26 protein-coding genes are annotated in these 21821 nt (G+C 63.6%); 18 read left to right on the top strand and 8 right to left on the bottom strand.

Annotation, left to right across the window (positions count from 1 at the left end; translation table 11 throughout):
• Nucleotides 1-96: 96 nt before the first annotated feature.
• Both ABDZ98_RS00570 and ABDZ98_RS00565 read right to left on the bottom strand, forming a co-directional pair.
• Nucleotides 97-501 carry a bactofilin family protein gene (locus ABDZ98_RS00570; RefSeq protein WP_160590843.1) on the bottom strand — a complete coding sequence of 135 codons (405 nt, stop codon included), beginning with the start codon at nt 499-501 and terminating at the stop codon, nt 97-99.
• Nucleotides 491-1624: a M23 family metallopeptidase gene (locus ABDZ98_RS00565; protein ID WP_343805772.1), complete on the bottom strand. Its 1134-nt coding sequence runs from the start codon at nt 1622-1624 to the stop codon at nt 491-493. The genes ABDZ98_RS00570 and ABDZ98_RS00565 overlap by 11 nt, the downstream gene beginning before the upstream one ends.
• A 275-nt stretch (nt 1625-1899) precedes the next feature.
• Between ABDZ98_RS00565 and ABDZ98_RS00560 the strand changes: the two genes are divergently transcribed.
• From ABDZ98_RS00560 to ABDZ98_RS00500, 13 genes are all read left to right on the top strand, one after another.
• Complete coding sequence (locus tag ABDZ98_RS00560; RefSeq protein WP_160590847.1) at nt 1900-3216, top strand: glutamate-5-semialdehyde dehydrogenase; 1317 nt, start codon at nt 1900-1902, stop codon at nt 3214-3216.
• Nucleotides 3217-3249: 33 nt separating this feature from the next.
• Nucleotides 3250-4302, top strand: a complete 1053-nt coding sequence (locus ABDZ98_RS00555; RefSeq protein ID WP_160590849.1) for an aldo/keto reductase — start codon at nt 3250-3252, stop codon at nt 4300-4302.
• A complete protein-coding gene (locus tag ABDZ98_RS00550) occupies nt 4299-5006 on the top strand; it encodes a nicotinate-nucleotide adenylyltransferase (protein WP_337190185.1) in 708 nt (235 codons plus the stop codon). The genes ABDZ98_RS00555 and ABDZ98_RS00550 overlap by 4 nt, the downstream gene beginning before the upstream one ends.
• 60 nt (nt 5007-5066) lie before the next feature.
• A complete protein-coding gene (rsfS, locus tag ABDZ98_RS00545; RefSeq protein ID WP_160590853.1) occupies nt 5067-5501 on the top strand; it encodes a ribosome silencing factor in 435 nt (144 codons plus the stop codon).
• Between the two features lie 91 nt (nt 5502-5592).
• The gene (locus ABDZ98_RS00540; protein WP_160590855.1) at nt 5593-6015 is read left to right on the top strand and encodes a 23S rRNA (pseudouridine(1915)-N(3))-methyltransferase RlmH; all 423 of its coding nucleotides are present in this window, start codon (nt 5593-5595) and stop codon (nt 6013-6015) included.
• A 4-nt stretch (nt 6016-6019) separates the two neighbouring features.
• Nucleotides 6020-7225, top strand: a complete 1206-nt coding sequence (locus ABDZ98_RS00535; protein ID WP_160590857.1) for a murein hydrolase activator EnvC family protein — start codon at nt 6020-6022, stop codon at nt 7223-7225.
• A 98-nt stretch (nt 7226-7323) separates the two neighbouring features.
• Complete coding sequence (locus ABDZ98_RS00530) at nt 7324-8661, top strand: S41 family peptidase (protein WP_160590859.1); 1338 nt, start codon at nt 7324-7326, stop codon at nt 8659-8661.
• An 11-nt stretch (nt 8662-8672) separates the two neighbouring features.
• Nucleotides 8673-9140, top strand: coding sequence for a disulfide bond formation protein B (locus tag ABDZ98_RS00525; RefSeq protein WP_160590861.1), 468 nt, complete (start codon nt 8673-8675; stop codon nt 9138-9140).
• Complete coding sequence (locus ABDZ98_RS00520; protein ID WP_160590863.1) at nt 9137-9670, top strand: demethoxyubiquinone hydroxylase family protein; 534 nt, start codon at nt 9137-9139, stop codon at nt 9668-9670. Before ABDZ98_RS00525 ends, ABDZ98_RS00520 begins: the two co-directional genes overlap by 4 nt.
• A gap of 142 nt (nt 9671-9812) precedes the next feature.
• Complete coding sequence (locus ABDZ98_RS00515) at nt 9813-10406, top strand: hypothetical protein (RefSeq protein ID WP_160590865.1); 594 nt, start codon at nt 9813-9815, stop codon at nt 10404-10406.
• A 48-nt stretch (nt 10407-10454) separates the two neighbouring features.
• Nucleotides 10455-11582, top strand: coding sequence for a non-hydrolyzing UDP-N-acetylglucosamine 2-epimerase (wecB, locus tag ABDZ98_RS00510; protein ID WP_160590867.1), 1128 nt, complete (start codon nt 10455-10457; stop codon nt 11580-11582).
• Between the two features lie 85 nt (nt 11583-11667).
• Nucleotides 11668-12978 (top strand): UDP-N-acetyl-D-mannosamine dehydrogenase, encoded by a 1311-nt coding sequence (wecC, locus tag ABDZ98_RS00505; protein ID WP_160590869.1) that lies wholly within the window; start codon nt 11668-11670, stop codon nt 12976-12978.
• 10 nt (nt 12979-12988) lie between these two features.
• A complete protein-coding gene (locus ABDZ98_RS00500; RefSeq protein WP_160590871.1) occupies nt 12989-13363 on the top strand; it encodes a hypothetical protein in 375 nt (124 codons plus the stop codon).
• A gap of 13 nt (nt 13364-13376) precedes the next feature.
• On the opposite strand, the gene ABDZ98_RS00495 is transcribed toward ABDZ98_RS00500, so the two are convergent.
• The 3 genes from ABDZ98_RS00495 to ABDZ98_RS00485 all read right to left on the bottom strand — a co-directional run bounded on the left by ABDZ98_RS00495 (nt 13377) and on the right by ABDZ98_RS00485 (nt 15489).
• Nucleotides 13377-13775 carry a GFA family protein gene (locus ABDZ98_RS00495; RefSeq protein ID WP_160590873.1) on the bottom strand — a complete coding sequence of 133 codons (399 nt, stop codon included), beginning with the start codon at nt 13773-13775 and terminating at the stop codon, nt 13377-13379.
• A gap of 62 nt (nt 13776-13837) precedes the next feature.
• Complete coding sequence (fabI, locus tag ABDZ98_RS00490) at nt 13838-14641, bottom strand: enoyl-ACP reductase FabI (protein ID WP_160590875.1); 804 nt, start codon at nt 14639-14641, stop codon at nt 13838-13840.
• Nucleotides 14638-15489, bottom strand: coding sequence for a YihY/virulence factor BrkB family protein (locus ABDZ98_RS00485; RefSeq protein WP_337190186.1), 852 nt, complete (start codon nt 15487-15489; stop codon nt 14638-14640). The genes fabI and ABDZ98_RS00485 overlap by 4 nt, the downstream gene beginning before the upstream one ends.
• Between ABDZ98_RS00485 and ABDZ98_RS00480 the strand changes: the two genes are divergently transcribed.
• Nucleotides 15482-15604: a hypothetical protein gene (locus ABDZ98_RS00480; RefSeq protein WP_272916786.1), complete on the top strand. Its 123-nt coding sequence runs from the start codon at nt 15482-15484 to the stop codon at nt 15602-15604. The two genes, ABDZ98_RS00485 and ABDZ98_RS00480, sit on opposite strands and share 8 nt — an antisense overlap.
• Nucleotides 15605-15693: 89 nt before the next feature.
• Here ABDZ98_RS00480 and ABDZ98_RS00475 read toward each other — a convergent pair whose 3' ends face one another.
• Nucleotides 15694-16650 carry a DnaJ C-terminal domain-containing protein gene (locus ABDZ98_RS00475; protein ID WP_160590879.1) on the bottom strand — a complete coding sequence of 319 codons (957 nt, stop codon included), beginning with the start codon at nt 16648-16650 and terminating at the stop codon, nt 15694-15696.
• 98 nt (nt 16651-16748) lie between these two features.
• Between ABDZ98_RS00475 and pdxH the strand changes: the two genes are divergently transcribed.
• From pdxH to ABDZ98_RS00460, 3 genes are read left to right on the top strand one after another with little or no spacing between them, the layout of a single operon-like run.
• Nucleotides 16749-17354 carry a pyridoxamine 5'-phosphate oxidase gene (gene pdxH, locus ABDZ98_RS00470; RefSeq protein WP_160590881.1) on the top strand — a complete coding sequence of 202 codons (606 nt, stop codon included), beginning with the start codon at nt 16749-16751 and terminating at the stop codon, nt 17352-17354.
• Complete coding sequence (locus tag ABDZ98_RS00465) at nt 17351-18295, top strand: cation diffusion facilitator family transporter (RefSeq protein WP_160590883.1); 945 nt, start codon at nt 17351-17353, stop codon at nt 18293-18295. The genes pdxH and ABDZ98_RS00465 overlap by 4 nt, the downstream gene beginning before the upstream one ends.
• 2 nt (nt 18296-18297) lie before the next feature.
• On the top strand, nt 18298-19098 hold the full coding sequence (locus ABDZ98_RS00460) for a PhzF family phenazine biosynthesis protein (protein WP_160591129.1): 801 nt from the start codon (nt 18298-18300) through the stop codon (nt 19096-19098).
• On the opposite strand, the gene ABDZ98_RS00455 is transcribed toward ABDZ98_RS00460, so the two are convergent.
• The gene (locus tag ABDZ98_RS00455; protein WP_160590885.1) at nt 19083-20225 is read right to left on the bottom strand and encodes a serine hydrolase domain-containing protein; all 1143 of its coding nucleotides are present in this window, start codon (nt 20223-20225) and stop codon (nt 19083-19085) included. The two genes, ABDZ98_RS00460 and ABDZ98_RS00455, sit on opposite strands and share 16 nt — an antisense overlap.
• Before the next feature lie 32 nt (nt 20226-20257).
• Here ABDZ98_RS00455 and ABDZ98_RS00450 point away from each other — a divergent pair, with 32 nt between their 5' ends.
• Nucleotides 20258-20596, top strand: a complete 339-nt coding sequence (locus tag ABDZ98_RS00450) for a hypothetical protein (RefSeq protein WP_160590887.1) — start codon at nt 20258-20260, stop codon at nt 20594-20596.
• 21 nt (nt 20597-20617) lie between these two features.
• Here the strand turns inward: ABDZ98_RS00450 and mnmA are convergent, their stop codons facing one another.
• Nucleotides 20618-21769 carry a tRNA 2-thiouridine(34) synthase MnmA gene (gene mnmA, locus ABDZ98_RS00445; protein WP_160590889.1) on the bottom strand — a complete coding sequence of 384 codons (1152 nt, stop codon included), beginning with the start codon at nt 21767-21769 and terminating at the stop codon, nt 20618-20620.
• Nucleotides 21770-21821: the final 52 nt, after the last annotated feature.

Below are 21821 nucleotides of genomic sequence, written 5' to 3'. Positions count from 1 at the left end.
TTCAAGACAAGAAAAAGGGCGGCTCCAGGGCCGCCCTTTTCATATCTATATCAGTCTGGTCAAATCCGGCTGGCGGATGTTGTCAGTGGGATGATGTCAGTTGGCGAGCGACAGTTTCGGCTCGCTGTCCTTGGCGGCGGCGGCAGGTGGTGCGCCTGCACCCTTCGCCATGTCGCGACGGTCACGCATGGCCAGACGGCCTTCGACCGTTGCACCCTGTTCGATGGTCAGCGTCTCATAATCGACGTCACCTTCGATGCGGGCGCTCTTCAGGATCACCAGGCTGCGCGCCTTGATGGTGCCTTTGACCTGGCCGGAAAGGCGCGCTGTCTCGGCAGTGATGGCGCCTTCGATCAGGCTCGATTCGCCCTGCACCAGAGAGGCGCAGGAAAGGTCGCCGGTTACCGTTCCATCGACATGCAGGTCAGCGGATGCTTCCACGTCGCCCTTGATGGTGACGTCTGCACCGATCACCGAAAAGGTCGCGCCGCTACTCGCCATGGTCCGGGCCGTCGGTGTGAGCGTATTCCGCTCTGGCTTCTTCGAGAACATTGGGGGCTGTCTCCAGGAAGGGGCGCGGATTGACTGCGCGCCCGTTGATGCGAACTTCGAAATGCAGGTGCGGTCCGGTGGATCGGCCAGTGCTGCCGATATTGCCGATCACGTCACCCGCCACCACGTCCTGCCCAACGCGCGCGTTCCAGCGCGACATATGGGCATAGCGCGTCATCATGCCGTTGCCGTGGCTGATTTCGACCACGCGGCCATAGCCGGACTTGTTGCCCACGAAGCTGACATGGCCATCGGCGGCGGCATGGATCGGGGCGCCATAAGGCCCGCGGAAATCAAGGCCGCTGTGCATTGCGCCGCGGCCATTGAAGGGATCGCGGCGATAGCCGAAGCCCGATGAAATATTGCGCATGTCGGCAGGCATGACCTGCGGAATTTCGCTGAGGCCGCGTTCCAGCGAGCTCATCCGCGACAGGCTGATGGCGAGGCGTTCGAAGCGCGGATCGAGCGATCCGTCGGCATCCGATGCCAGCATCTCGAACGGGCCACCCTGTGCCTGCTCGTCTGCAATCATCACCATGCGCGGATCGAGGCCGAGCGAGCGGATTGCCTGTTCGGTGCGTGCGGCGCGGCGGTCGGAATAGCGGGTCAGCCGTTCCACAAAGGCCAGCTGGCGGGCTTCGAGGCGGGCCAGTCCGGCGGCTTCGGGAATGGCGCCTTCGATCATGCTGATCAGTTCTGCCGATTCCTCGGTGCTGTCGGTAACCGTGTCTTCGCCGTCCACGCCTTCTGTCATCAGGTCTTCGGGCAACATGGCCAGGATGCCATCGAGGTAGTCCTGACGCTTGGAAAGATCGGCAGTTTCGGATGCCAGGTCATCGCGGTAGGCCTCAACCCGGCTTTCCGCCGTTGCGACCTGCGCCTCTCGGCTGAGCAGTTCGGCGCGTTCGGAACTGGCCTGGTACTGACCGATGGCCATCGCGGCCATGGAGATACCCCAGCCGACCAGTGCAGAGAGCACAAGACCGGCGGTGACCATCTGCACCCGGCTGGTAATTGTGATAAAGCGAACCTGCCCTTGGGAGCGCATGAAAAACTCGCGCTCCGGGAACAATGCTCGCAGGCGGTCCCAATACCCGCCAGCGGTTTGTGTGTCCAAAATGACCCCGACTTCTTGTAAAAACCCGTCACGGCTTGCCTAGCGGACAGACCGGAGAGGTCTATCAGACTCTGTTAAGATTGGGGCGAATCGAACCCGTCGTGCGGTGAAGCGTTTCGCGGCTGCAAAAATAGTTGAGATTGCCGGGAACCATATCCGTTTCGCCCGAAACGATTCGCTGCTGGCGAATCCGCCTGACAAGGCGCGATGCCGATGATAGTTGCGCTGGCATGGCCCAGACACTGCAATCCAGCCCCGCGCAATCCGCTGCGCACAGTGGCGCAAGAACAGACTCGCGAACGCCTGCGCAGCTGATTGAACAGCTCGCGCTGGCTGGCCGATCGGCGCAGCGCAAGCTCGCGCTGATGTCGGATGAGGACAAGGCCCGCGCGCTGCGTTCAGCCGCGGCATCGCTGCGCACCCATGCTGGCGAGATCCTGGCGCAGAACGCCAAAGATGTGGCCGCCGGGCAAGCCAATGGGCTGACCGGGGCCATGCTCGATCGTCTGCGGCTCGATCCCGCGCGGCTGGAAGCGATGGCGGCGGCGGTCGAGAATGTCGCCGGCCTGCCCGATCCCGTGGGCCAGGTGATCGATCGCAGCACCGTGCCCAGCGGACTGGAACTGGTGCGAAGGCGCATCCCCATCGGCATGATCGGGATCATCTACGAAAGCCGCCCCAATGTTACCGCCGATGCCGCTGCGCTGTGCCTGATGTCCGGCAATGCGGCGCTGCTGCGCGGCGGCAGCGAGGCGGTTCACTCCAACCGCGCAATTCATGCGGCTATGGCCGAGGGGCTGGCTGCAGGCGGCGCGCCTGCCGATGCTATCCAGCTTCTGCCCACGCAGGACCGCGAAGCCGTGGGCGCCATGCTGCGCGCCGCCGGGCTGATAGACATGATCGTGCCGCGCGGCGGCAAGGGGCTGGTGGAACGGGTCCAGGCCGATGCCCGCGTGCCCGTGCTCGCCCATCTGGACGGCATCTGCCACACCTATGTCCATCAGGCAGCCGATCCGGAAATGGCGCGCACCATCGCGCTCAACGCCAAGATGCGCCGCACCGGCATTTGCGGCGCGATGGAAACCCTGCTGCTGGATGCCGCCTTCCCGGCTTCGGGCGAGATCATCGGCGCGTTGCTGGATGCAGGCTGCGAACTGCGCGGCGATGCCCGCGCGCAGGCGCTCGACCCCCGCATAGTGCCTGCCAGCGCCAATGACTGGGACACCGAATATCTCGACACGATCCTCTCGGTTGCCGTGGTCGATGGAATCGATGCGGCGATGGATCATATCGCCCGCCATTCCTCCGGCCACACCGATGCCATCATCACTGCCGACCAGCAGGCGGCGGATCGCTTCCTGGCCGAAGTGGACAGCGCGATCGTGATGCACAATGCCTCCACCCAATATGCCGATGGCGGCGAGTTTGGACTGGGCGCGGAAATCGGCATCGCCACCGGCCGCCTGCACGCACGCGGCCCGGTCGCGCTGGAAGGGCTGACCACCTATAAGTGGCAGGTCCTTGGCAGCGGCCAGGCGCGGCCCTGAAGCTGGCGGGAAACCTGCACGGGGAGAGAAATCATGCGTTACAACCAGCTTGGCAAATCGGGTCTCGTGGTGTCCGAGATATGCCTTGGCGCGATGACTTTCGGCAATAAGCCCAGCGCGTTCTTCCAGCATGATCTGGATCAGGCGGGCTCTACCGCACTGATCCGCCAGGCTATCGATGCCGGGGTCAATTTCATCGATACGGCCAATGTCTATTCGGCGGGGCAGAGCGAGGAATTCCTCGGTCAGGCGCTGCGCGATATCGGCGTGGCGCGCGATCAGGTGGTGATCGCCACCAAGGGCATGGGCCCGATGGGCGAAGGCCCGAATGACGGCGGATATGGCCGCTATCACCTGATGAACCAGATCGACGCCAGCCTCGACCGGCTCGGCCTCGACCATGTCGATCTGTATCAGATTCACGGCTGGGACCCGATTGCGCCGATGGAAGAAGGTCTGCGCGCGCTGGAGGATATCGTGCGCTCTGGCCGTGCACGCTATGTCGGCGTGTCCAACTGGGCCGCGTGGCAGATCGCCAGGGCGCTGGGTATTGCCGAGCGCCGCGGGTGGGACAAGTTCATCTCCAACCAGGCGTTTTACGCGGTGTCTGGCCGCGAGCTGGAGCGCGATGTGGTGCCGATGATGCAGAGTGAGGGTCTTGGCCTGATGGTCTGGAGCCCGCTGATCGGCGGACTGCTGAGCGGCAAGTATGATTTTGGAGAAGATGGCACGGTGTCGGGCGAAGGTCGCCGCGCCAAGCTGGATTTCCCGCGTGCGGACAAGCAGCTGGCGGCAAATGCGGTTGCCGCCATGCGGCCGATGGCGGCCGCGCGCGATGTCTCCGTCGCTTCGATTGCGCTGGCATGGCTGCTGCACCAGCCGGTCGTGGGATCGGTGATCGTAGGCGCCAAAAGGGCGGACCAGCTGGCGCAGAACCTCGCCGCAAGCGACATCGAACTGACATCGGATGAGCTGGCAACGCTCGATGAAATCGGCCGTCTGGACGATGAATATCCGGCATGGGCGCTCAAGGCGCAGCTGCACCGCCACGGCTTTCGCGTCTCCCCGCGTCGCCCGCAATCGTGAGATTCCGCCGCGGCCCCGCTGCGCCGCTGACCGGCCTGATGGGCGGTTCGTTCAATCCCGCGCATCACGGCCACAGGCGGGTGTCGCTGTTCGCCATGCGGGCGCTGGGTCTGGACGAGATGTGGTGGATGGTTTCCCCCGGCAATCCGCTGAAACCGCGTCAGGGCATGGCGCCTTTTGCCGCCCGCATGCACTCTGCCCGGATGATGAGCCGCAGTGCCCCGATCAAGGTCACGGCGATCGAACAGCAGCTGGGCACGCGCTACACGGTGGATACGCTGCGCGCGGTCAAGCGGATGTTCCCGCGCCGCCAGTTTGTGTGGGTGATGGGGGCGGATAATCTCGCCCAGTTCCACAAGTGGCGGAACTGGCGCCAAATTGCCCGTGAAATGCCGATTGCGGTGATTGCCCGGCCCGGCTATGACGAGGACGCCCTCGCGAGCCCCGCGATGGCTTGGCTGCGGCGTTACCGGTTATCCGCAGCCGGATTACGCAACCGGGGCGAATGGAGCGCACCTGCGCTGATAGAATTGCGTTTTGATCCTGATCCGCGCTCGGCAACACAAATTCGTGATGCGGATCCTGATTGGGCGGACCGGTTTTCCGGCCCGGCTCCCAGGGATGAAGTGACGCATTCGCTCATTCGCAATTCCGTACCAACCAGTTCGTCCAACGATCGTTCAGCACGGGGACATGACGCATGAGGCGTTCTGGCCCCATGCCGCATTTGTCCCTTTTCCAATTCAGGAGCATGAAAAGTCGCGATGATACAGGCGCAAGCCACCCCGGCATCAACGGGCACCGCAACCATCATTTCCATGACTGACACACCGCACACCATCCAGGCAGAGCCTGGCTCGATCCACGCCCTGATCCTCGAACAGCTCGAGGATGATCAGGCGCAGGACCTCGTATCCATCCCGCTCGAAGGCAAGAGCTCGATCGCCGATCACATGATCGTCGCTTCCGGCCGCTCGACCAGGCAGGTTGCCGCCATGGCTTCCAAGCTGGCCGAAAGGCTCAAGAAGGCGGGCGAGCCAGCTCCGCGCATCGAAGGCCTGCCGGCGGCAGACTGGGTGCTGATCGATGCAGGTGACGTGGTCGTCCACCTGTTCCGCCCCGAAGTGCGCAGCTTTTACAACCTCGAGAGGATGTGGGGCTTCGGCGACGACGGCGCAAAGGCTGTTGGGAACGTTTGAGGCCAGACAAAGCCTCCAAGAAACAACAAACCCACCCAAAACAAACCTCTCCCCGATGGCTCGCGCCTGCAATTGCGGCTAGAGCAATCGCATGCTCCTGCATGTGATCGCCCGTGGAAAGATTGCCCGCTCGCCAGAGGCGGAGCTTGTGGCACGTTACGAAAAGCGCATCGCCTGGCCGCTGAAGCTGACCGAATTGCCCGAAACAGGCGGCCGCATTCCCGATCCGCAAACCCCGTTCAAGACCGTCCTGCTTGATGAAAAGGGCAGCGATATCTCCAGTGAGGAGCTGGCCCAAACCCTGGAGAAATGGCGCGATGGCGGCATGCGCGAATGCCGCTTCGTGCTCGGCGCCGCAGATGGTCACTCGCAGGCAGAGCGGGATGAGGCGGACCTGTTGCTGGCGTTCGGCAAGGCCACCTGGCCGCATCTGCTGGCGCGCGCCATGCTGATGGAACAGCTGTTTCGCGCCACATCGATCCTTGCCGGACACCCCTATCATCGGTCAGGATAGGGCGATGTCGCGGATTTTGCTTCTGGCTGCATCGTTCCTGCTGCTTGGCTTTGCCGCCAGCGCCCAGCGCGCGCCAGTCTATGACAGTCCGGTGGAGACGCGAAATGCCCTGCGCCAGGCACTGGCGGAGCGTGAACAGGCTCAGGCCCGCAGTGAGCGGCTGGAGCAGGAAGCCGCCAGCGCCGAAGATGCCGCCCAGCGTACCGCCCGCGAAACCGCCGCACTGGCCGCCCGGGTCCAGCAGGCCGAAGCCAGCATTGCCGCAGCAGAAGCGCGCAGTGCCCTTATCGAAGGGGAGCGAGACACTCTGCGCGAGGAGCTGGGGCGCGAGCAGCGGCCCGTTGTCCGGCTTACTGCGGCGCTTCAGCAATTCTCAAGGCGTCCTGTGGCGCTTTCTGTGCTGCGTCCGGGCGAAGTGCGCGACGTGGTCTATCTGCGCGCGGTCATGGCCAGCGCGGTGCCTGAAGTGCAGGCCCGCACCGCCAGCCTGCGCAGCCGCATCGCCCGCTCCCGGCAATTGCAGCGACAGGCGCAGCAGGCCGTGGCGGCGCTGCGCGAGGAGGAAGGCATTCTGGCGCAGCGACGCCAGCAACTCGCCGCGATCGAAACGCGCCAGCGTCTGGCTGCGCGCGAGGCGGGCATGTCCGCCAACCGCGAATCCGAACGCGCTCTGGCCTTAGCGGAACAGGCGCGCGATCTTGATGGGCTGGTGGGCGAACTGGATCGCGCCGCCAGCCTGCGTCAGCGTCTGGCCGCTCTGCCGGGGCCAAGCCTGCGACCCGGCGAAGGCGAGCAGGCACCGCTCGCGGCCCCACTGGCAACGTCGTCTCCCACAGGACCCGCCAATGCGCCAGCGCCCTATATCCTGCCCGTGGCAGGACGCACGATTGTGGGGTTTGGTGCACCGCAGGGGGCGGCCCTGAGCCAGGGCATAACGCTGGCACCGCGCGCTGGGGCGCAGGTGGTGGCGCCGGCAGCGGGCCGCGTGGCCTTTGCCGGCACGTATAGAGGCTATGGCCAGATCGTGATCATCGAACATACCGGCGGCTGGACCAGCCTCGTCACCGGCCTTGCGCGCAGCGATGTGGCCGTTGGGGCGGAGCTGGTTGGCGGTTCCCCCATCGGCATTGCCGGGCCGGGCCGCCCGACCATCAGCGTGGAACTGCGCCGCGAAGGGGAGGCCGTCAATCCGCTGCAATTTACCGGGTAGGCCCGTCATCCGTCCCGCACTGGCACCCAAAATCCCTCATCTGGCGTTCAGCCCGCGGCTGCGATAAAAGCCTCCGGGACCCAACAGGATATCGTGATATGAAATTCGCCCCTGCACTTCGCGCCGCCGCCCTTTGCACGGCGATAGCCTTGCTGCCTGCCACCACGGCGGGCTTTGCGCAGGTGGAGGGCAGGGCATCGCCCGAATTTGCCAAGCTCTTCGCCACCTATCAGCGGATCAAGACCAGCTACGTCGAACCTGTCGATGATGAGCAGCTGATCCGCGGTGCGATTGACGGCATGCTCGCATCGCTGGACCCGCACAGTTCCTACATCGATGGCGCAGCGCTTCAGCGGCTGGAGACCATGATTGACGGGAATTACCAGGGGCTGGGTATTTCGGTGCAGATGGATGATGGCGCGGTGAAGGTGGTATCCCCCTTCCGTGGCAGTCCGGCGGATATTGCCGGGGTCAAGGCAGGCGATTTTATCACCCATATCGATGGCCACCTGATCTATGGGCTGGAGATCAACGATGCCGTGTCGCAAATGCGCGGGCCGGCGGGCACGGCCATCAACCTGACGATTTTCCGCCCTGGCCGCGATGAGCCGATCGAGATCAGCGTAACGCGCGGCGTGATTGAGCTGGAGCCGGTCACATCCGAGCTGATGAGCGGCAATATCGGCCATATCAGCGTCAATGAATTCAGCCGCGATGTTGGCGCAGACGTGAATGCGGCGATTGCCGACTTGCGCAGCCAGGCGACCGGACGCCTCTCCGGGCTGGTGCTGGACTTGCGGCGCAATCCGGGCGGTTCACTGGATGAAGCGGTGGCCCTGACCGATCTGTTCCTGGCGCAGGGTCAGATCGTCTCCCAGCGCGGCCGCACCAGGCGCGACACGGTCTATTACGAGGCGGAAACCGTCTATCGCGGCGATGTTGTCGATGGCCTGCCGATGATCGTGCTGATCGATGAAGGCTCCGCCTCCGCCAGCGAGATCGTGGCCGGTGCGTTGCAGGATCATCACCGCGCGCTGATCATGGGCCAGCGCAGCTTTGGCAAGGGCAGTGTGCAGACATTGCTGCCGCTCACCCGCGATACCGCGCTCAAGCTCACCACCGCGCGCTATTACACGCCGTCGGGCCGCAGCGTGCAGGAAGGCGGGATAGAGCCCGATATCCGCGTGCCGCAATTGTCCGATCCCGATGCCGAACGCCGCCAGCGCTATGCCTTGCGCGAAAGCGATCTGCGCGGCCACCTGATCAACGAGCTGGATTATGAGGACGAATCGCTGGAGCGGGATCGCAACGCCGATCCGCGCTTCATGCTCACCGCAGAGCAGCTTGAGGAGCAGGGGATCGACGACTTCCAGCTGCATTATGCGCTGGAAACCATGCGCCGCACCAATCGCACCAACCTTGCCTCGCGTCGCTGAAGGGTCCGGCGATGACTAGACCGGATGTGATGGCGCAGCGTCTGGCGCTGCTGGTTCCCGCCCTGCTGCTGGGCGGCGCCTATATCTCGCAATATGGCTTTGGCCTCTATCCGTGTGAGATGTGCTGGTGGCAGCGCTGGCCGCACTTCGCCGCGCTGGCGCTGGCGCTCGCTTCCTTTGCGATCCCGCCAAAACGCCTGTTCGTGGCGCTGGCAGCGGGGGGAATTCTGGTGTCGGGCCTGATCGGCGTGTTCCATGCCGGCGTGGAATATGGACTGTGGGAAGGGCTGACCAGCTGCTCCCTGCCGCCCAGCGCCAGCGTCGATCCGCTGGAGGCCATTCTGGCCCAGCCGATCATTCGCTGTGATCAGCCGGCGTGGACCATGATGGGCATTTCGCTGGCCGGGTTCAACGCGATCTTCTCCATCGCCGGGGCAGTCACCATATGGTCGCTGCTGGCAAGGAAGGACAAGCTATGAGCGAGAGCGTTACAGGCCCGGACCGGTCGGAAATGATCCGCGTCGATCAGGCGGGCGAATTTGGCGCCACGCGCATCTATGCCGGGCAATTGGCGGTGATGGGCGATCGCGGCCCACATTCGGCAGAGATCCGCGCCATGGCCGAGCAGGAAGTGGGCCACAGGGCGGAATTCGATGCGCTGATGGCCAGGCGCGGAGTGCGCCCCACGGCGTTGCAGCCGTTCTGGAATGTGGCCGGATTCGCGCTTGGAGCGGGCACCGCCATGATCGGGCCGGAAGCGGCAATGGCCTGCACCGCCGCGATCGAGGAAGAGATAGACCGCCACTACACGCAGCAGCTGGAAGAACTGGAACGGGATGGCGATGATCCGGAACTGGCCGACATGATCGCCCGCTTCCGCGAAGATGAGCGCGAGCACCGCGATGCAGCACTTGCAGCAGGCGCAGAGAAGGCGCCCGGCTATGCGCTGCTGACCGCCGCCATCCGCATGGGCTGCCGCGCTGCCATTCGGCTGTCGGAGAAGATTTGATCGAAGTGAGTTCGAACGGGGCAAGTTTGATTGGTATCAGTGCCGGTCTGCCCCGCTTCAGTTATGGTTCAGGCCTGTTGCTGCCATTTGAGGCCAGCAGGTGGGCCCGGTTCCACAGGCCGGGATGTTACAGGATTATGAAATGAAACGCCTGATCGCGCTCGCCGCAACCACAGCCCTGGTCGGCATCGTATCGTCGCCCGCTCTAGCACAGGGCGAGGGCGAGGATTCCGAAAGCTACAACACGGTCATCATCTATGGCGATGATGAATGTCCCGCCACGCAAGGCGATACGATCACCGTTTGCGCGCGCATGGATGAAAGCGAACGCTATCGCATTCCGCCAAACCTGCGCCAGAGCCGGGACCCTGAAAACACTTCCTGGACCAATCGTGTGCGCAGTTTTGAAGCTGTCGGCGCGTTTGGCCCGCTGTCCTGCACCAATATCGGTGGTGGCAGTGAGCTGGGCTGCACGGCGCAGATGATCGAGGAAGCCTATCAGGAGCGGGCGGAGAACCCCAATGTCCGGTTCAGCCAGCTGATTGCGGATGAACGGCAGGAACGCCTCTCCACCATCGATGCCGAGGCTGCTGCCACGCAGCGGCGCGTGGAAGTGCTGGAGCGGGCCTATATGGACAAGCTGGAAGCCGAACGTGATGCGCCGCTTCCGGGTGAGGAAGACCTGCCCGAACTGGTCGATCCCGACGAAATTCCCGACGCACCGCCTGCCAATTGAACGCAAGGGTAGCGCATAGTTAACGAAAACCCGGCTAAGGGCCTTCATATGACAGGTCCCAGGCGCATATTGACGGTTTTCGGCACGCGGCCCGAAGCCATCAAACTCTTCCCGCTCGTCCATGCCTTGCGGGCGGACGACCGGTTCGTCTCGCGCGTGTGCGTCAGCGGCCAGCATCGCGGCATGCTCGATCAGGTGCTGGAAATTTCCGGCGTCGTTCCCGATCACGATCTGGACCTGATGCAGCCCGACCAGTCGCTGGATGAGCTGACCGCCCGCCTGCTGACCGGGCTTGGCCGTGTGATGGATGCCGAACAGCCGGACTGGGTGGTGGTGCAGGGCGATACTGCCACCGCGATGGCCGGTGCGATGGCTGCTTATTACCGCAAGATTCCGGTGTGCCATGTCGAAGCGGGCCTGCGCAGCGGCAATATCTACCAGCCCTGGCCGGAAGAGGTGAACCGCAAGATCATCGGCAATATTGCCGCCCTCCATTGCGCACCGACGGAAACGGCCCAGGCCGCCCTGCTGGCCGAGAATGTCGACCCCGGCATTGTCCACGTCACCGGCAATACGGTGATCGATGCCTTGCAGTGGATCACCGCGCGGATCGAAAAGGAGCCCCGGCTGGCCGCCGGTCTGGCGGATCTGGAAAAGCGCTTTGCCCACAAGCGCATCATCGGCGTGACCTGCCACCGGCGGGAGAATTTTGGCGAAGGCATGCAGGCTATTGCCGATGCCATCCGCCGCCTGGCTGCGCGGCCTGAAGTGGCGGTGATCTTCCCCGTCCACCTCAATCCCAATGTCCGCAAGGTGATGGACGAGCAGCTTGCCGGGGTTGAGGACGTGGCGATGATCGAACCGCTCGACTATCCGCATTTCGCACGGCTGATCGGCATCTCCGATCTGATGCTGACAGACAGCGGCGGCGTGCAGGAAGAAGCGCCCGCCTTGGGCAAGCCGGTGCTGGTGATGCGCGATACGACCGAGCGGCCCGAAGGCGTGGAAGCGGGCACGGCCATGCTGGTGGGCACCAATGCCGACCGCATCGTGGCCGAGGCCAATCGTCTGCTGGATGACCATGACGCCTATCTGGCGATGGCCCGCGCGCACAATCCCTTTGGCGATGGCCACAGCGCCGCGCGTATTTGCGATCTGCTCTGCCAGCACAGCTGAGTGGGCACAATTCCTTCCATCGTTACCGCAATATCAACCCTTTTCGGGCAGACGCCTTCGTGAGTTTTGAACGAAAGGCAGATGTATGCGCGGCGAGCAGCTTCCCACTGTAAGCGTTATCGGACTGGGATATATCGGCCTGCCAACGGCGGCCATCATCGCCCGTGGCGGCATGCAGGTGCATGGTGTGGACGTGTCCGGCCATGTGGTCGACACGATCAACCGCGGCGAGATTCATATCGAGGAAGTCGATCTGGATGGCCTGGTGCAGGGCGTGGTCCAGCGCGGCCTGCTGAAGGCCTCGCTCGAGGTTGCGCCCGCCGACGTGTTCGTGATCGCCGTGCCCACGCCCTTCGCCAAGGACGGCAAGCACACGCCCGACATCTCCTATGTGCTCGAAGCCGCGCGGGGTGTTGCTGCCGTGCTCAAGGCTGGCGATGTGATCATTCTGGAATCGACTTCGCCCGTCGGCACTACCGAGGCGATGCGCGACATGATCGCCGCCCAGCGCCCCGATCTGGCCATGCCCGGCCTGTGCGATGGCACGCCCGATGTGGCGATTGCCTATTGCCCGGAACGCGTGCTGCCCGGCCGCATTCTGGAAGAACTGACCAACAATGACCGATCCATCGGCGGGATCACGCCGCGCTGTGCGCGCAAGGCGCTGTCATTCTACAAGCGCTTCGTGCGCGGCACCTGCATCACCACCGATGCCGCCAGTGCGGAAATGACCAAGCTGGTCGAAAACGCCTATCGCGATGTGAACATCGCCTTTGCCAATGAGCTTTCGATGATTTCGGACGCGATGGGGCTGGACGTGTGGGAGGTGATCCGTCTCGCCAATCGCCATCCGCGCGTGAACATTCTCACTCCCGGCCCCGGCGTGGGCGGGCATTGTATCGCGGTGGACCCGTGGTTCATCGTCAACGGTGCGCCTGAACATTCCCCGCTGATCCGCACCGCGCGCGGCGTGAACGATGGCAAGATCCATCACGTGATCGCCAGGGCGGCGGCGCTGGTGGAAGCCAATCCGCATGCCCGCATCGCCTGCCTCGGCCTCGCCTTCAAAGCCAATATCGATGATTTCCGCGAAAGCCCCGCAAGGCTGGTCGCCGCCACATTGGCGCGCCGCTTTGGGGATCGCATCCGCGTGGTCGAACCCTATGCCGCCGAACTCCCGCGCGAATTTGAAGGGACCGGCGCCGTGCAGGTGGATGTCGATACTGCGCTGGAGGAATGCGATGTGATGATCGTGCTGGTCGATCACGACGTGTTCAAATCCGTCCCGCTGGCAGAGCGCGCGGACAAGCAGGTCTATGACACACGCGGCATCTGGCCAGACCAGCCGCGCGCAAATGCGGAACCTGTGATTGAGGCTGTGCGCAAGGCGGGCTAACCCCGCGCTTATGGTCGAGATTATCGCAGTCCCCGCACTGGTGGCGGGCCTTTATGCCTTGTGGATTGTCGGCTCGCCCGATCTGTTGCGGCTGACACAGGGCACAAGCCATGTCCGCGCCAAGGTTTCCCGGCATGAATCGGGGTCTGACGGTTTCGTGGCCATCTACCGTTTCCAGCTGCGCGAGAAGATGTGCGAGGTGCCCGGCCCGACCGCACATGTGTCACCCACGCCGCCTGTCGGGAGCGAGCGTGTTCTCAGCTTCCCGGCCCGCCGGCCCGATCTTGCACGGCCGCCAGCACCCTACATGCGCTCATTCATGTATCTCGGCTTCGCGGCGTGGCTCGGTTTCTTTTCGGACCTGATGTTTCACTGGATGCGCTGAATCCCCGCGGCTCCTATCCGCCCGGAAAGCGCTCGAACTCAGGCAGGTCCGAAACCGTTTCCATCCACTTGCGGCGCTCCGCCACCTGAACATGGGCCGTCGGCGCAAATTCATCGGGATCATCCAGCGTCACCGTCTGGATATCGACGATTCCGGGCAGGAAATCCTCATTGAAGAAGAACAGCGGCGTGCCGCAATTGCCGCAGAAATTGCGGATCGATTTGCCAGAGCCATTATAGGCGCTCGGCTCACCCCTGGTGATCCGGAAACTGTCCGATCTGAAGGCAATCCAGGCCACCATCGGTGCGCCCGATCCCATCTGGCAGTCGCGGCAATGGCACAGCGCGTGGTGCGCGCTGTCACCTTCAGCCTCGTAACGGATATTCCCGCAGCGGCACCCACCTGTAATCATCTTTCATCCTCCCGGCCGAGTCGGTTGGAACATATCACGAACGGCACGGGTCATGAAAGGGCTCAGGTCAGGGCAATATCCGGCGCGTCTTCCTGCTTCATGCCCACGACGTGATAGCCGCCATCGACATGATGCACCTCGCCGGTAACGCCGGATGAGAGGTCGGACAGGAAATACAGGCCCGATCCGCCCACGTCCTCAATCGTCACATTGCGGCGCAAAGGTGCGTTCAATTCGTTCCATTTGAGGATGTAGCGGAAATCGCCGATGCCGCTGGCGGCCAGCGTCTTGATCGGCCCCGCACTGATCGCGTTGACGCGGATATTGTCCGGCCCAAGGTCATTGGCGAGATATTTCACGCTCGATTCCAGCGCCGCCTTGGCCACGCCCATGACATTGTAATGCGGCACGACTTTCTCCGCGCCGTAATAGGTCAGCGTGACGATTGATCCGCCGTCCGTCATCAGCGGTGCCGCGCGCTTGGTAGCGGCGACCAGCGAATAGGCGGAGATGTTCATCGTCATCAGGAAGTTTTCGAGGCTGGTGTCGACATATTTGCCGCGCAGCTCCGCCTTGTCGGAAAAGCCGATGGCGTGGACCAGGAAATCCATCTTGCCCCAGCGCGCCTCTATCTGCGCAAAGGCGGCATCCATCGCCGCCATGTCAGACACATCGCATTCGATCAGAAAGTCCGACCCGACCTGTTCGGCCAGCGGCCCGACGCGCTTCTTCAACGCTTCGCCCTGATAGGAAAAAGCCATCTCGGCCCCGGCCTCATGCAGCCTTTTCGCGATTCCCCAGGCCAAGGATTTATCATTGGCCAGCCCCATGATCAGGCCCCGCTTACCCTGCATCAGCGAAGTCATGCCGTATTCTCCTGCCCTTTTTCGCTCTTGTCTGTGTTACCGGCGCCCTCCTGCTCGTCATCGGACGTTCCGGCAAGCGCGGCGTTGAGTTCCGCACCTGCGACCATCCCTAGTCCTACAAGCCAGAAAAAGAAAAGTGCGATCATGATGCCCGCCAGAGATCCGTAGGTCAGGTCATAGGCAAACAGGGATCGCAACACCCGCGGCAGCATGGCGGTAACGGCCACCCACCACAGTGTCACCAGCATCGCGCCGGGCCATTTGGGATAGCGGCTGCGGCGAAATTGCGTGGGGGTCAGCGTGTAGAACAGCATGTAGATCGAACCGAACAGGCCCAGCCCGGGGACGATCCTGGACCAGGCGAGCTGTCCCAATGCGTCGGTAAACTGGGGGAAATAGGCCGAAATCACCTGTTGTGCAGTGCCGATGACAACCTGCGCGAACAGCGAGAAGATCAACAGCAGGACCGCCACGATGATGATGCCGGTGGAGAACAGGCGATATTGCCAGAAGGCCCTTGTCGCCTGCACCCCATAGGCGCGGCGCAGGATATCGCGGATCGTCTCGATCAGGCTGCCTACGGTCCACAGGCCGATCAGCGCGCCGACCCACAGGAACGGGCCGGTACGCGCTTCCACCACATTGCGGGCAACCGGTTCGATCACATCACCCACTACCGGCGGCAGGGCGGAAAGCACTGCGCCAATCGTGGCGGCGCGGTCGGCCTGCTCCCCGACAAGCGAGAAGGCTGCGGCCCCGGTGATGAAGAAAGGGAAGATCGCCAGGATCGACATATAGGCCAGATTGCCGGCGTGGATCAGCCCGTCATTATAGCAGCCGATGACCACGCGCCGGACAATTGCCCACACGCTGACCGCCGCCGAGCGCAGCTGCCTGTGCGGCGACACCGATCCACCCGCCGGTCTGGCCCGCGTTTCAGCAGAGCGGCCGGACTTTGGCTGATCTGCTTTCAGATCGGACTGTGTGCCGGGATTAGCCATCGCCTTGTACTTCTAACAGGCGTGGCCCGTGTGTCGAGCAATGGCGCGCGTTCAGACGCCCAGATCGCCGCGGATGTCGCTTTCGTCCTTCCAGCCTTCCAGCCGGGATGCGAGTTCGGCAATATCCTCGGGCAATTCGATTTCCAGCGCGACCAGCTGATCGCCGCGGCCACCGGCCTTGCGTGAAAAGCCCTTGCCCTTGAGCCGCAGCACCTTGCCCGATCCGGAGCCTGCCGCGACTGTCAGCATGACCGGCCCGTCAACCGTGGGGACCTTCACCTTGGCGCCGTTGACCGCTTCATCCAGCGTGATGGGCAGCTCCAGGCGGACATCGTCTCCATCGCGGGTGAAGAAGCCATGCGGCTGGATTTCGATGGTCACCAGCGCATCGCCATTGCCCGCAGGACCCGACTGGCCCTTGCCCTTCAGCCGCATCTGCGTGCCATCCTCGACACCGGCGGGAAGCTTGAGATCGATGGTCTTGCCATCGCCCAGCGTAATCCGCTGGGGGCTGAGCGTGGCGGCATCCACGAAGGGGACCTTGAGCCGGTAATTGACATTGGCACCGCGTTGCGGCGGGGGCGGTGGCCTGCGGTTGAAACCCTGCCCACCCATTCCGGATGGGCCGCGCTGTGCGCCGCCGCGGCCGAACAGGCCTTCGAACAGGTCGCTGATATCGACTTCCTCACCGCCGCCAAAGCCGCTGGAGGAATAGCCGCGCTGGCCGCCAAACGGGCCACCGGCGCCGCCCGACCGGTCACCGCCCATGCCAAACGGCATGGCGGGATTGCCATCGGCGTCAATTTCCCCGCGATCGAACTTGGCTCTCTTGTCCTTGTCCGACAGCAGGTCATAAGCCCTGGTCACGTCGGAAAACCGTTCGGATGCGTCGGGCTTGTCGGCGTTGCGGTCCGGATGCAGCTCCTTTGCGAGCTTGCGATAGGCGGACTTGATGTCCTGCTCGCTCGCGCTGCGCGGTACGCCAAGTGTGCTGTAAGGGTCGCTCATGGTGTATTAGCTAGGTAATGCAATGGTCTTAGGCAAGCGCTGGTGCATGCCAGCATGCATCTTTCCTCCACCGGGCAGGACGACTAGAGGCTGAAACCATGACTGATGAAAGCAACGTGATCCCGGCCACCGATCCCTTCGCCCTGTTTGACGCATGGTTCGCCGAAGCCCGCACTTCCGAGCCCAATGACGCCAACGCCATGGCTCTGGCCACGGCCACGCCCGACGCCGCACCGTCTGTGCGCATGGTGCTGCTGAAGGGTCACGATGCCTGCGGCTTCGTTTTCTATACCAATGCGCACAGCCGCAAGGGCGGGGAGGTTCTCGCCAATCCGCAGGCAGCCTTGCTGTTCCACTGGAAGAGCCTGCGCCGCCAGATTCGCATTGAAGGCCCGCTGGAAGAAGTGAGCGCGCAGGAGGCCGATGACTATTTCCATTCGCGGCCCTTCGTCTCGCAGGTGGGGTCGGCGGCTTCGGACCAGTCGCGCCCGCTGGACAACCGCGCCACCTATCTGGCCCGCGTGGAGGAAATTTCCGAAGCGTTCAGTTCGGCAGGGGAAGTGCCGCGACCGCCGCACTGGACCGGTTTTCGCCTTTCCCCGCAGCGGATGGAATTCTGGATCGACAGGCCCAACCGCCTGCATGAACGGCGTCAGTTCACCTTGTCGGGTGACCAGTGGAACAGCACGTTGCTCTATCCATGAGCCTGGACCGTTTCAGCAAGAGTGCGCTGGCAAAAAGCGCCGCCTTCGCTTCCATCAGCGTGGCCATATTGCTTGTTTCGCTCAAGACATGGGCGGCATGGAAGACGGGTTCCGCGGCCATGCTCGGCAGTCTGGCGGATAGCGCGCTGGACCTTGTCGCCAGCGTTGCAACGCTGCTGGGCGTTTGGATTGCGGCACAGCCCGCAGACGAGAATCACCGCTTTGGCCACGGCAAGGCAGAAGCATTGGCGGCGATGTTCCAGGTCCTGCTGATCACCATTTCGGCCACCGGCATTGCCTATCGCTCCACCACGCAGCTGATCGATGGCACGCGAATACAGTCTGCTCCCGAAGGGATCGGCGTATCGCTGATCGCGATTGTGGCGACCGTGGCCCTGCTGGCGTGGCAGCGTTTCGTGCTGGCGCGCACGGGGTCGGTGGCGATCCGGGCGGATCATGTCCATTACCAGTCGGACCTGTTCCTCAACCTGTCGGTGATCGCGGCGCTGGGGCTGGATGCCTATCTCGATATCGGCTGGGCCGATCCGGTATTCGGTCTGGCGATCGCCGCGTGGCTGATTTTTGGCGCATGGCGCGCCTCTGCCGCCGGGATTGGTGAGCTGATGGATGCCGAATGGCCCGATGCAAAGCGCCGCGCATTCGTGGAACGCGCAGCCCGCCACCCCGAACTCAGCCGCATGCACGATCTGCGCACGCGCAGCGCGGGCAATACCGATTTCGTGCAGTTCCATGTCGATCTGCCCGGGGAGATGACCATCGATGCCGCGCATGACATCATCGCCCGTGTTGAAACCGATCTGATGAGGGCGTTCCCCGGCACCGAAATCCTCATCCATATCGACCCGGAAGGCCATGTGGACGAGCCGGGCAACCCGCTGGTGGAAATGGATGAATTCGACAATCTGAGGAGCGCGCAGTGAGCCTGGCGACAATCCCTTACTGGCATGTCGATGCCTTTGCTTCAAAGCTGTTCGGCGGCAATCAGGCGGCGGTGATGATGCTGGATCAGTGGCCGGCGGATGATGTGCTGCAGGCGGCGGCGGCAGAGAACATGTTCGCCGAAACCGCTTTCCTCCTGCCCGACGCCAGCGGCGCGGCCGACTATGAATTGCGCTGGTTCACGCCGGAAGTGGAAGTGGAGCTGTGCGGCCATGCCACTCTGGCCTCCGGTCATGTCGTGCTCGGCCAGGAGCGCGACCGCAAGGCAGTGACATTTCGCACGCGCAAGGCCGGTGTGCTGGAAGTTCGGCGTGCACAAGCGGGCTATGAGCTGGGCTTGCCTGCCATTCACGTGACCGGCGCGGCGAGCGCGGAAATGCTTGCCGGTCTGCGCTGCGATCCGATTGAAAGCTTCGCCGACGATCGCGGCTATGTGATCGCGCTTTATGCCGATGAGCAGGCCGTGCGCGGCCTCGATCCCGACATGGCAGCGCTGGCCCAATACGGTGACACCATGTTCATCTGCACTGCCCTGGGTGAGGCGGTGGACGTCGTCAGCCGCGTGTTCGTGCCGGGAGCGGGCATTCCGGAAGACAGCGCCACCGGATCAGCCCATGCTGCGCTGACCGTATTGTGGGCGGCCCGGCTGGGGAAGAGCAGCTTCACAGCACATCAGGCATCCTCACGCGGCGCCGACCTTGTCTGCCGCCTTGACGGTGACCGGGTGTCGCTTGCCGGCGAATGTGTGAGTGTGGTGGAGGGCCGCTTCTACCTTTCCGGGTAGAGCGCCACCAGCTCCGCCAGCACATCGACCAGGGCGGCGCGGTCTTCCTCATCCGTCTTGCCCAGTCGAACAACCGTCAGCCCCTGGCTTGGCGAGACGAGGATATACTGGCCCAGATGGCCAACCGCAGCGAACAGGCTTTGCGGCCCCTGATCGGCAAACAGCACGTCGCGGTCTGTTCCCGATGGGCGGTTGAGCCAGACCATCGCGCCATAATCGGGCGCGCGAGTATTCTCGCTGCGCATGAAGCTGATCCAGCCGCGCGGCACCACCTGCACACCGCCAACCGATCCGCCATTGCGCAGCAGCTCGCCAAACCGGCCCCAGTCACGCGCATTGGCCCAGATGGAGCTGCCGCCAACCATCGTGCCCGCCGCATCATATTCCGCCACCAGCGAATCCATTCCCAGCGGCACCGCCAGCCGCGAATCGATGAAATGGGCCATGGCCTGCTGGCGTTCGGCGGGGTCGCCATCGGGTGCCAGCAGGCGAGTTGCGATATCGGACAGGATGACTGCACTGGGCGTGGAATATTGAAAAACGCGGCCTGGCTCCTGCTCCAGCGGCTGCGCCTCAGCCCAGGCGGCCATGTCATCGCGCCCGTCCAGGAACATCATCCGGACCTCTGCCGAATCGTAGGTCGGCTCGGCCATTTCCTGATGGCGCAGGCCTGATCGCATTTGCAGTAACTGCCGCAGGGTGATCTCGCCGCGCGGATCTCCGGCGCGCTGCCAGTGTTCGATGGGCGGCGAATCGTCGAGCGCCAGCCGGCCATCGGCCACCATCATGCCCAGCAGAACGCCGGTAACGGTCTTGGAAACGGACCAGCCGACAAAGCGCGTCTTCGCATCGAAACCCTCGGCGTAGCGCTCGGCCACGATCTTGCCGTTGTGCATCACCAGCACGGCGCGCGTCTCGCCAATGCCATCGCGTGCAAACAGCGCATCCACGGCGCGGGCCAGCGATTCTCGCGGAACGCCCGGCTCTACCGCGACAGCCTCCAGCGCGCCTTCGGGCAGCGGCGGCAGGGGCGGCGGGCCGGTTTCATTGCACCCTGCCAGCAGCGCAAGCGCCAGAACGCTTGGCCACAGCAGGCATCGGCGGCTAGAGAGGGAACGGCGCATCATGGGCGCACCCCTAATCCTGCAGGCAGGCGAGAATGGCAACCGCAAAGACAAGACATAAAGGGTGGCTCAGCTATCTGTTCGTGGGCGTGCTGGCAGTGGGCGGTGGCGCCTATTTCTATCACGGTACGATCGCGGGCTATGGTGCGGCGGGCACGGCTTACGGCGCCAAGAACGCCTGTTCCTGCCGTTATCTTGCCGGACGCGGACTGGATAGTTGCGAGGAGGATTTCGTACCGGGGATGGAGGCCGTCTTCCTGTCCGATGACGAGGATGAGCGCGCCGTTACCGCCTATATCCCGCTGATCGCCAGCAACACCGCGCGTTACCGTGAGGGCTTCGGCTGCGTGCTGGATGGCTGGGACGGCGCCTGAAAACTGGGATTGGGCCTGCGATCAGGCGGCGGTTGTCGCCGCGATCCAGCCACCGCCGACAACCCGCTCACCGTGATAGATGACGGCCGCCTGCCCCGGCGCCACGCCGAATTCGGGATTTTCGAAGCGTATCGTGCAGCTGGCACCTTCGCCCAGCGAACCTTCCAGCGTAACCGGAACCGGTTTGGACAATGACCGCACCTTTGCCGTCAGCTGGCCTACCGGCATCGGGCCGATGCGGTTGGTTTCGACGATCTGCGCCGCGCTTACCGCCAGCATGCGCTTTGGCCCCACGCGCACCTCGGCGCTCTCGGGATCGAGATTGACCACGTACAGCGGCTCTGCCTGTCCGCCGATTTCCAGACCGCGCCGCTGGCCGACGGTGAAATGGATGATGCCCGGGTGCTGGCCCAGTACTTCGCCGCTCTGTGCATGGACGATATTGCCCGGGCGCCCGGCTTCGGGCCGCATCGCCTTGACGATCCGCGCATAGTCTCCATCGGGCACGAAGCAGATGTCCTGACTGTCCGGCTTGGCGGCCACCGTCAGGCCGAATTCCTCGGCAATGCGGCGCACTTCCTGCTTGGGCAGGCCGCCCAGCGGGAAGCGCAGGAAATCCATCTGCGCATCTGTGGTGGCATAGAGGAAATATGACTGGTCACGCGCCGGATCCAGCGCGCGGTGCAATTGCGCACCGCCTTCAGCCTCCACCCGGCGTACGTAATGGCCGGTGGCCAGGCAATCTGCGCCCAGCTCGCGCGCCATGCGCAGCAGATCGGTGAACTTTGGCCCCATATTGCAGCGAATGCACGGAATCGGCGTGCGCCCGGCGAGATATTCATCGGCGAAAGTTTCAACCACTTCCTCGCGAAAGGCGGTTTCATGGTCGAACACGTAATGGGCAATGCCAAGCCGGTCTGCGACCATCCGCGCATCCTGGATATCGTCGCCCGCACAGCAGGCGCCCTTGCGCCCGGTGGCCGCGCCGTAATCATACAGCTGCAGCGTAATGCCGATCACTTCCGCGCCGCTGGCCGCAGCCAGTGCGGCAACGACAGAGCTGTCCACTCCGCCCGACATGGCGACCACGATGCGGCACTGCGCCGCCGGGCGCGGCAGATCAAACAGCGCCGCGGCGTTAACCGCATTGTCGAGAAAGGCAGGTGCGTTCATGCGATGCGCCCATACACTTCCTGCGCCTGTGCGCCAATTCCCCAGGTGAAGT

The sequence above is a fragment of the Alteraurantiacibacter aestuarii genome (genome assembly GCF_039523595.1).
In the GTDB taxonomy this organism is placed as follows: domain Bacteria; phylum Pseudomonadota; class Alphaproteobacteria; order Sphingomonadales; family Sphingomonadaceae; genus Alteraurantiacibacter; species Alteraurantiacibacter aestuarii.
The sequence above is the reverse complement of the archived record's forward strand: the minus strand, read 5'-3'. Positions and strand labels throughout refer to the sequence as shown.

Coding starts and splice junctions, on each gene's coding strand:
- wecB (WP_160590867.1), top strand. CDS start 10,455: ATGACAGGTCCCAGGCGCATATTGACGGTTTTCGGCACGCGGCCCGAA.
- ABDZ98_RS00450 (WP_160590887.1), top strand. CDS start 20,258: ATGGCAACCGCAAAGACAAGACATAAAGGGTGGCTCAGCTATCTGTTC.
- ABDZ98_RS00455 (WP_160590885.1), bottom strand. CDS start 20,225: ATGATGCGCCGTTCCCTCTCTAGCCGCCGATGCCTGCTGTGGCCAAGC.
- ABDZ98_RS00570 (WP_160590843.1), bottom strand. CDS start 501: ATGGCGAGTAGCGGCGCGACCTTTTCGGTGATCGGTGCAGACGTCACC.
- ABDZ98_RS00480 (WP_272916786.1), top strand. CDS start 15,482: ATGACCACGCGCCGGACAATTGCCCACACGCTGACCGCCGCCGAGCGC.
- wecC (WP_160590869.1), top strand. CDS start 11,668: ATGCGCGGCGAGCAGCTTCCCACTGTAAGCGTTATCGGACTGGGATAT.
- ABDZ98_RS00495 (WP_160590873.1), bottom strand. CDS start 13,775: ATGATTACAGGTGGGTGCCGCTGCGGGAATATCCGTTACGAGGCTGAA.
- mnmA (WP_160590889.1), bottom strand. CDS start 21,769: ATGAACGCACCTGCCTTTCTCGACAATGCGGTTAACGCCGCGGCGCTG.
- ABDZ98_RS00500 (WP_160590871.1), top strand. CDS start 12,989: ATGGTCGAGATTATCGCAGTCCCCGCACTGGTGGCGGGCCTTTATGCC.
- ABDZ98_RS00555 (WP_160590849.1), top strand. CDS start 3,250: ATGCGTTACAACCAGCTTGGCAAATCGGGTCTCGTGGTGTCCGAGATA.
- ABDZ98_RS00475 (WP_160590879.1), bottom strand. CDS start 16,650: ATGAGCGACCCTTACAGCACACTTGGCGTACCGCGCAGCGCGAGCGAG.
- ABDZ98_RS00535 (WP_160590857.1), top strand. CDS start 6,020: ATGTCGCGGATTTTGCTTCTGGCTGCATCGTTCCTGCTGCTTGGCTTT.
- fabI (WP_160590875.1), bottom strand. CDS start 14,641: ATGACTTCGCTGATGCAGGGTAAGCGGGGCCTGATCATGGGGCTGGCC.
- ABDZ98_RS00530 (WP_160590859.1), top strand. CDS start 7,324: ATGAAATTCGCCCCTGCACTTCGCGCCGCCGCCCTTTGCACGGCGATA.
- ABDZ98_RS00515 (WP_160590865.1), top strand. CDS start 9,813: ATGAAACGCCTGATCGCGCTCGCCGCAACCACAGCCCTGGTCGGCATC.
- ABDZ98_RS00525 (WP_160590861.1), top strand. CDS start 8,673: ATGACTAGACCGGATGTGATGGCGCAGCGTCTGGCGCTGCTGGTTCCC.
- ABDZ98_RS00540 (WP_160590855.1), top strand. CDS start 5,593: ATGCTCCTGCATGTGATCGCCCGTGGAAAGATTGCCCGCTCGCCAGAG.
- pdxH (WP_160590881.1), top strand. CDS start 16,749: ATGACTGATGAAAGCAACGTGATCCCGGCCACCGATCCCTTCGCCCTG.
- ABDZ98_RS00465 (WP_160590883.1), top strand. CDS start 17,351: ATGAGCCTGGACCGTTTCAGCAAGAGTGCGCTGGCAAAAAGCGCCGCC.
- rsfS (WP_160590853.1), top strand. CDS start 5,067: ATGATACAGGCGCAAGCCACCCCGGCATCAACGGGCACCGCAACCATC.
- ABDZ98_RS00560 (WP_160590847.1), top strand. CDS start 1,900: ATGGCCCAGACACTGCAATCCAGCCCCGCGCAATCCGCTGCGCACAGT.
- ABDZ98_RS00520 (WP_160590863.1), top strand. CDS start 9,137: ATGAGCGAGAGCGTTACAGGCCCGGACCGGTCGGAAATGATCCGCGTC.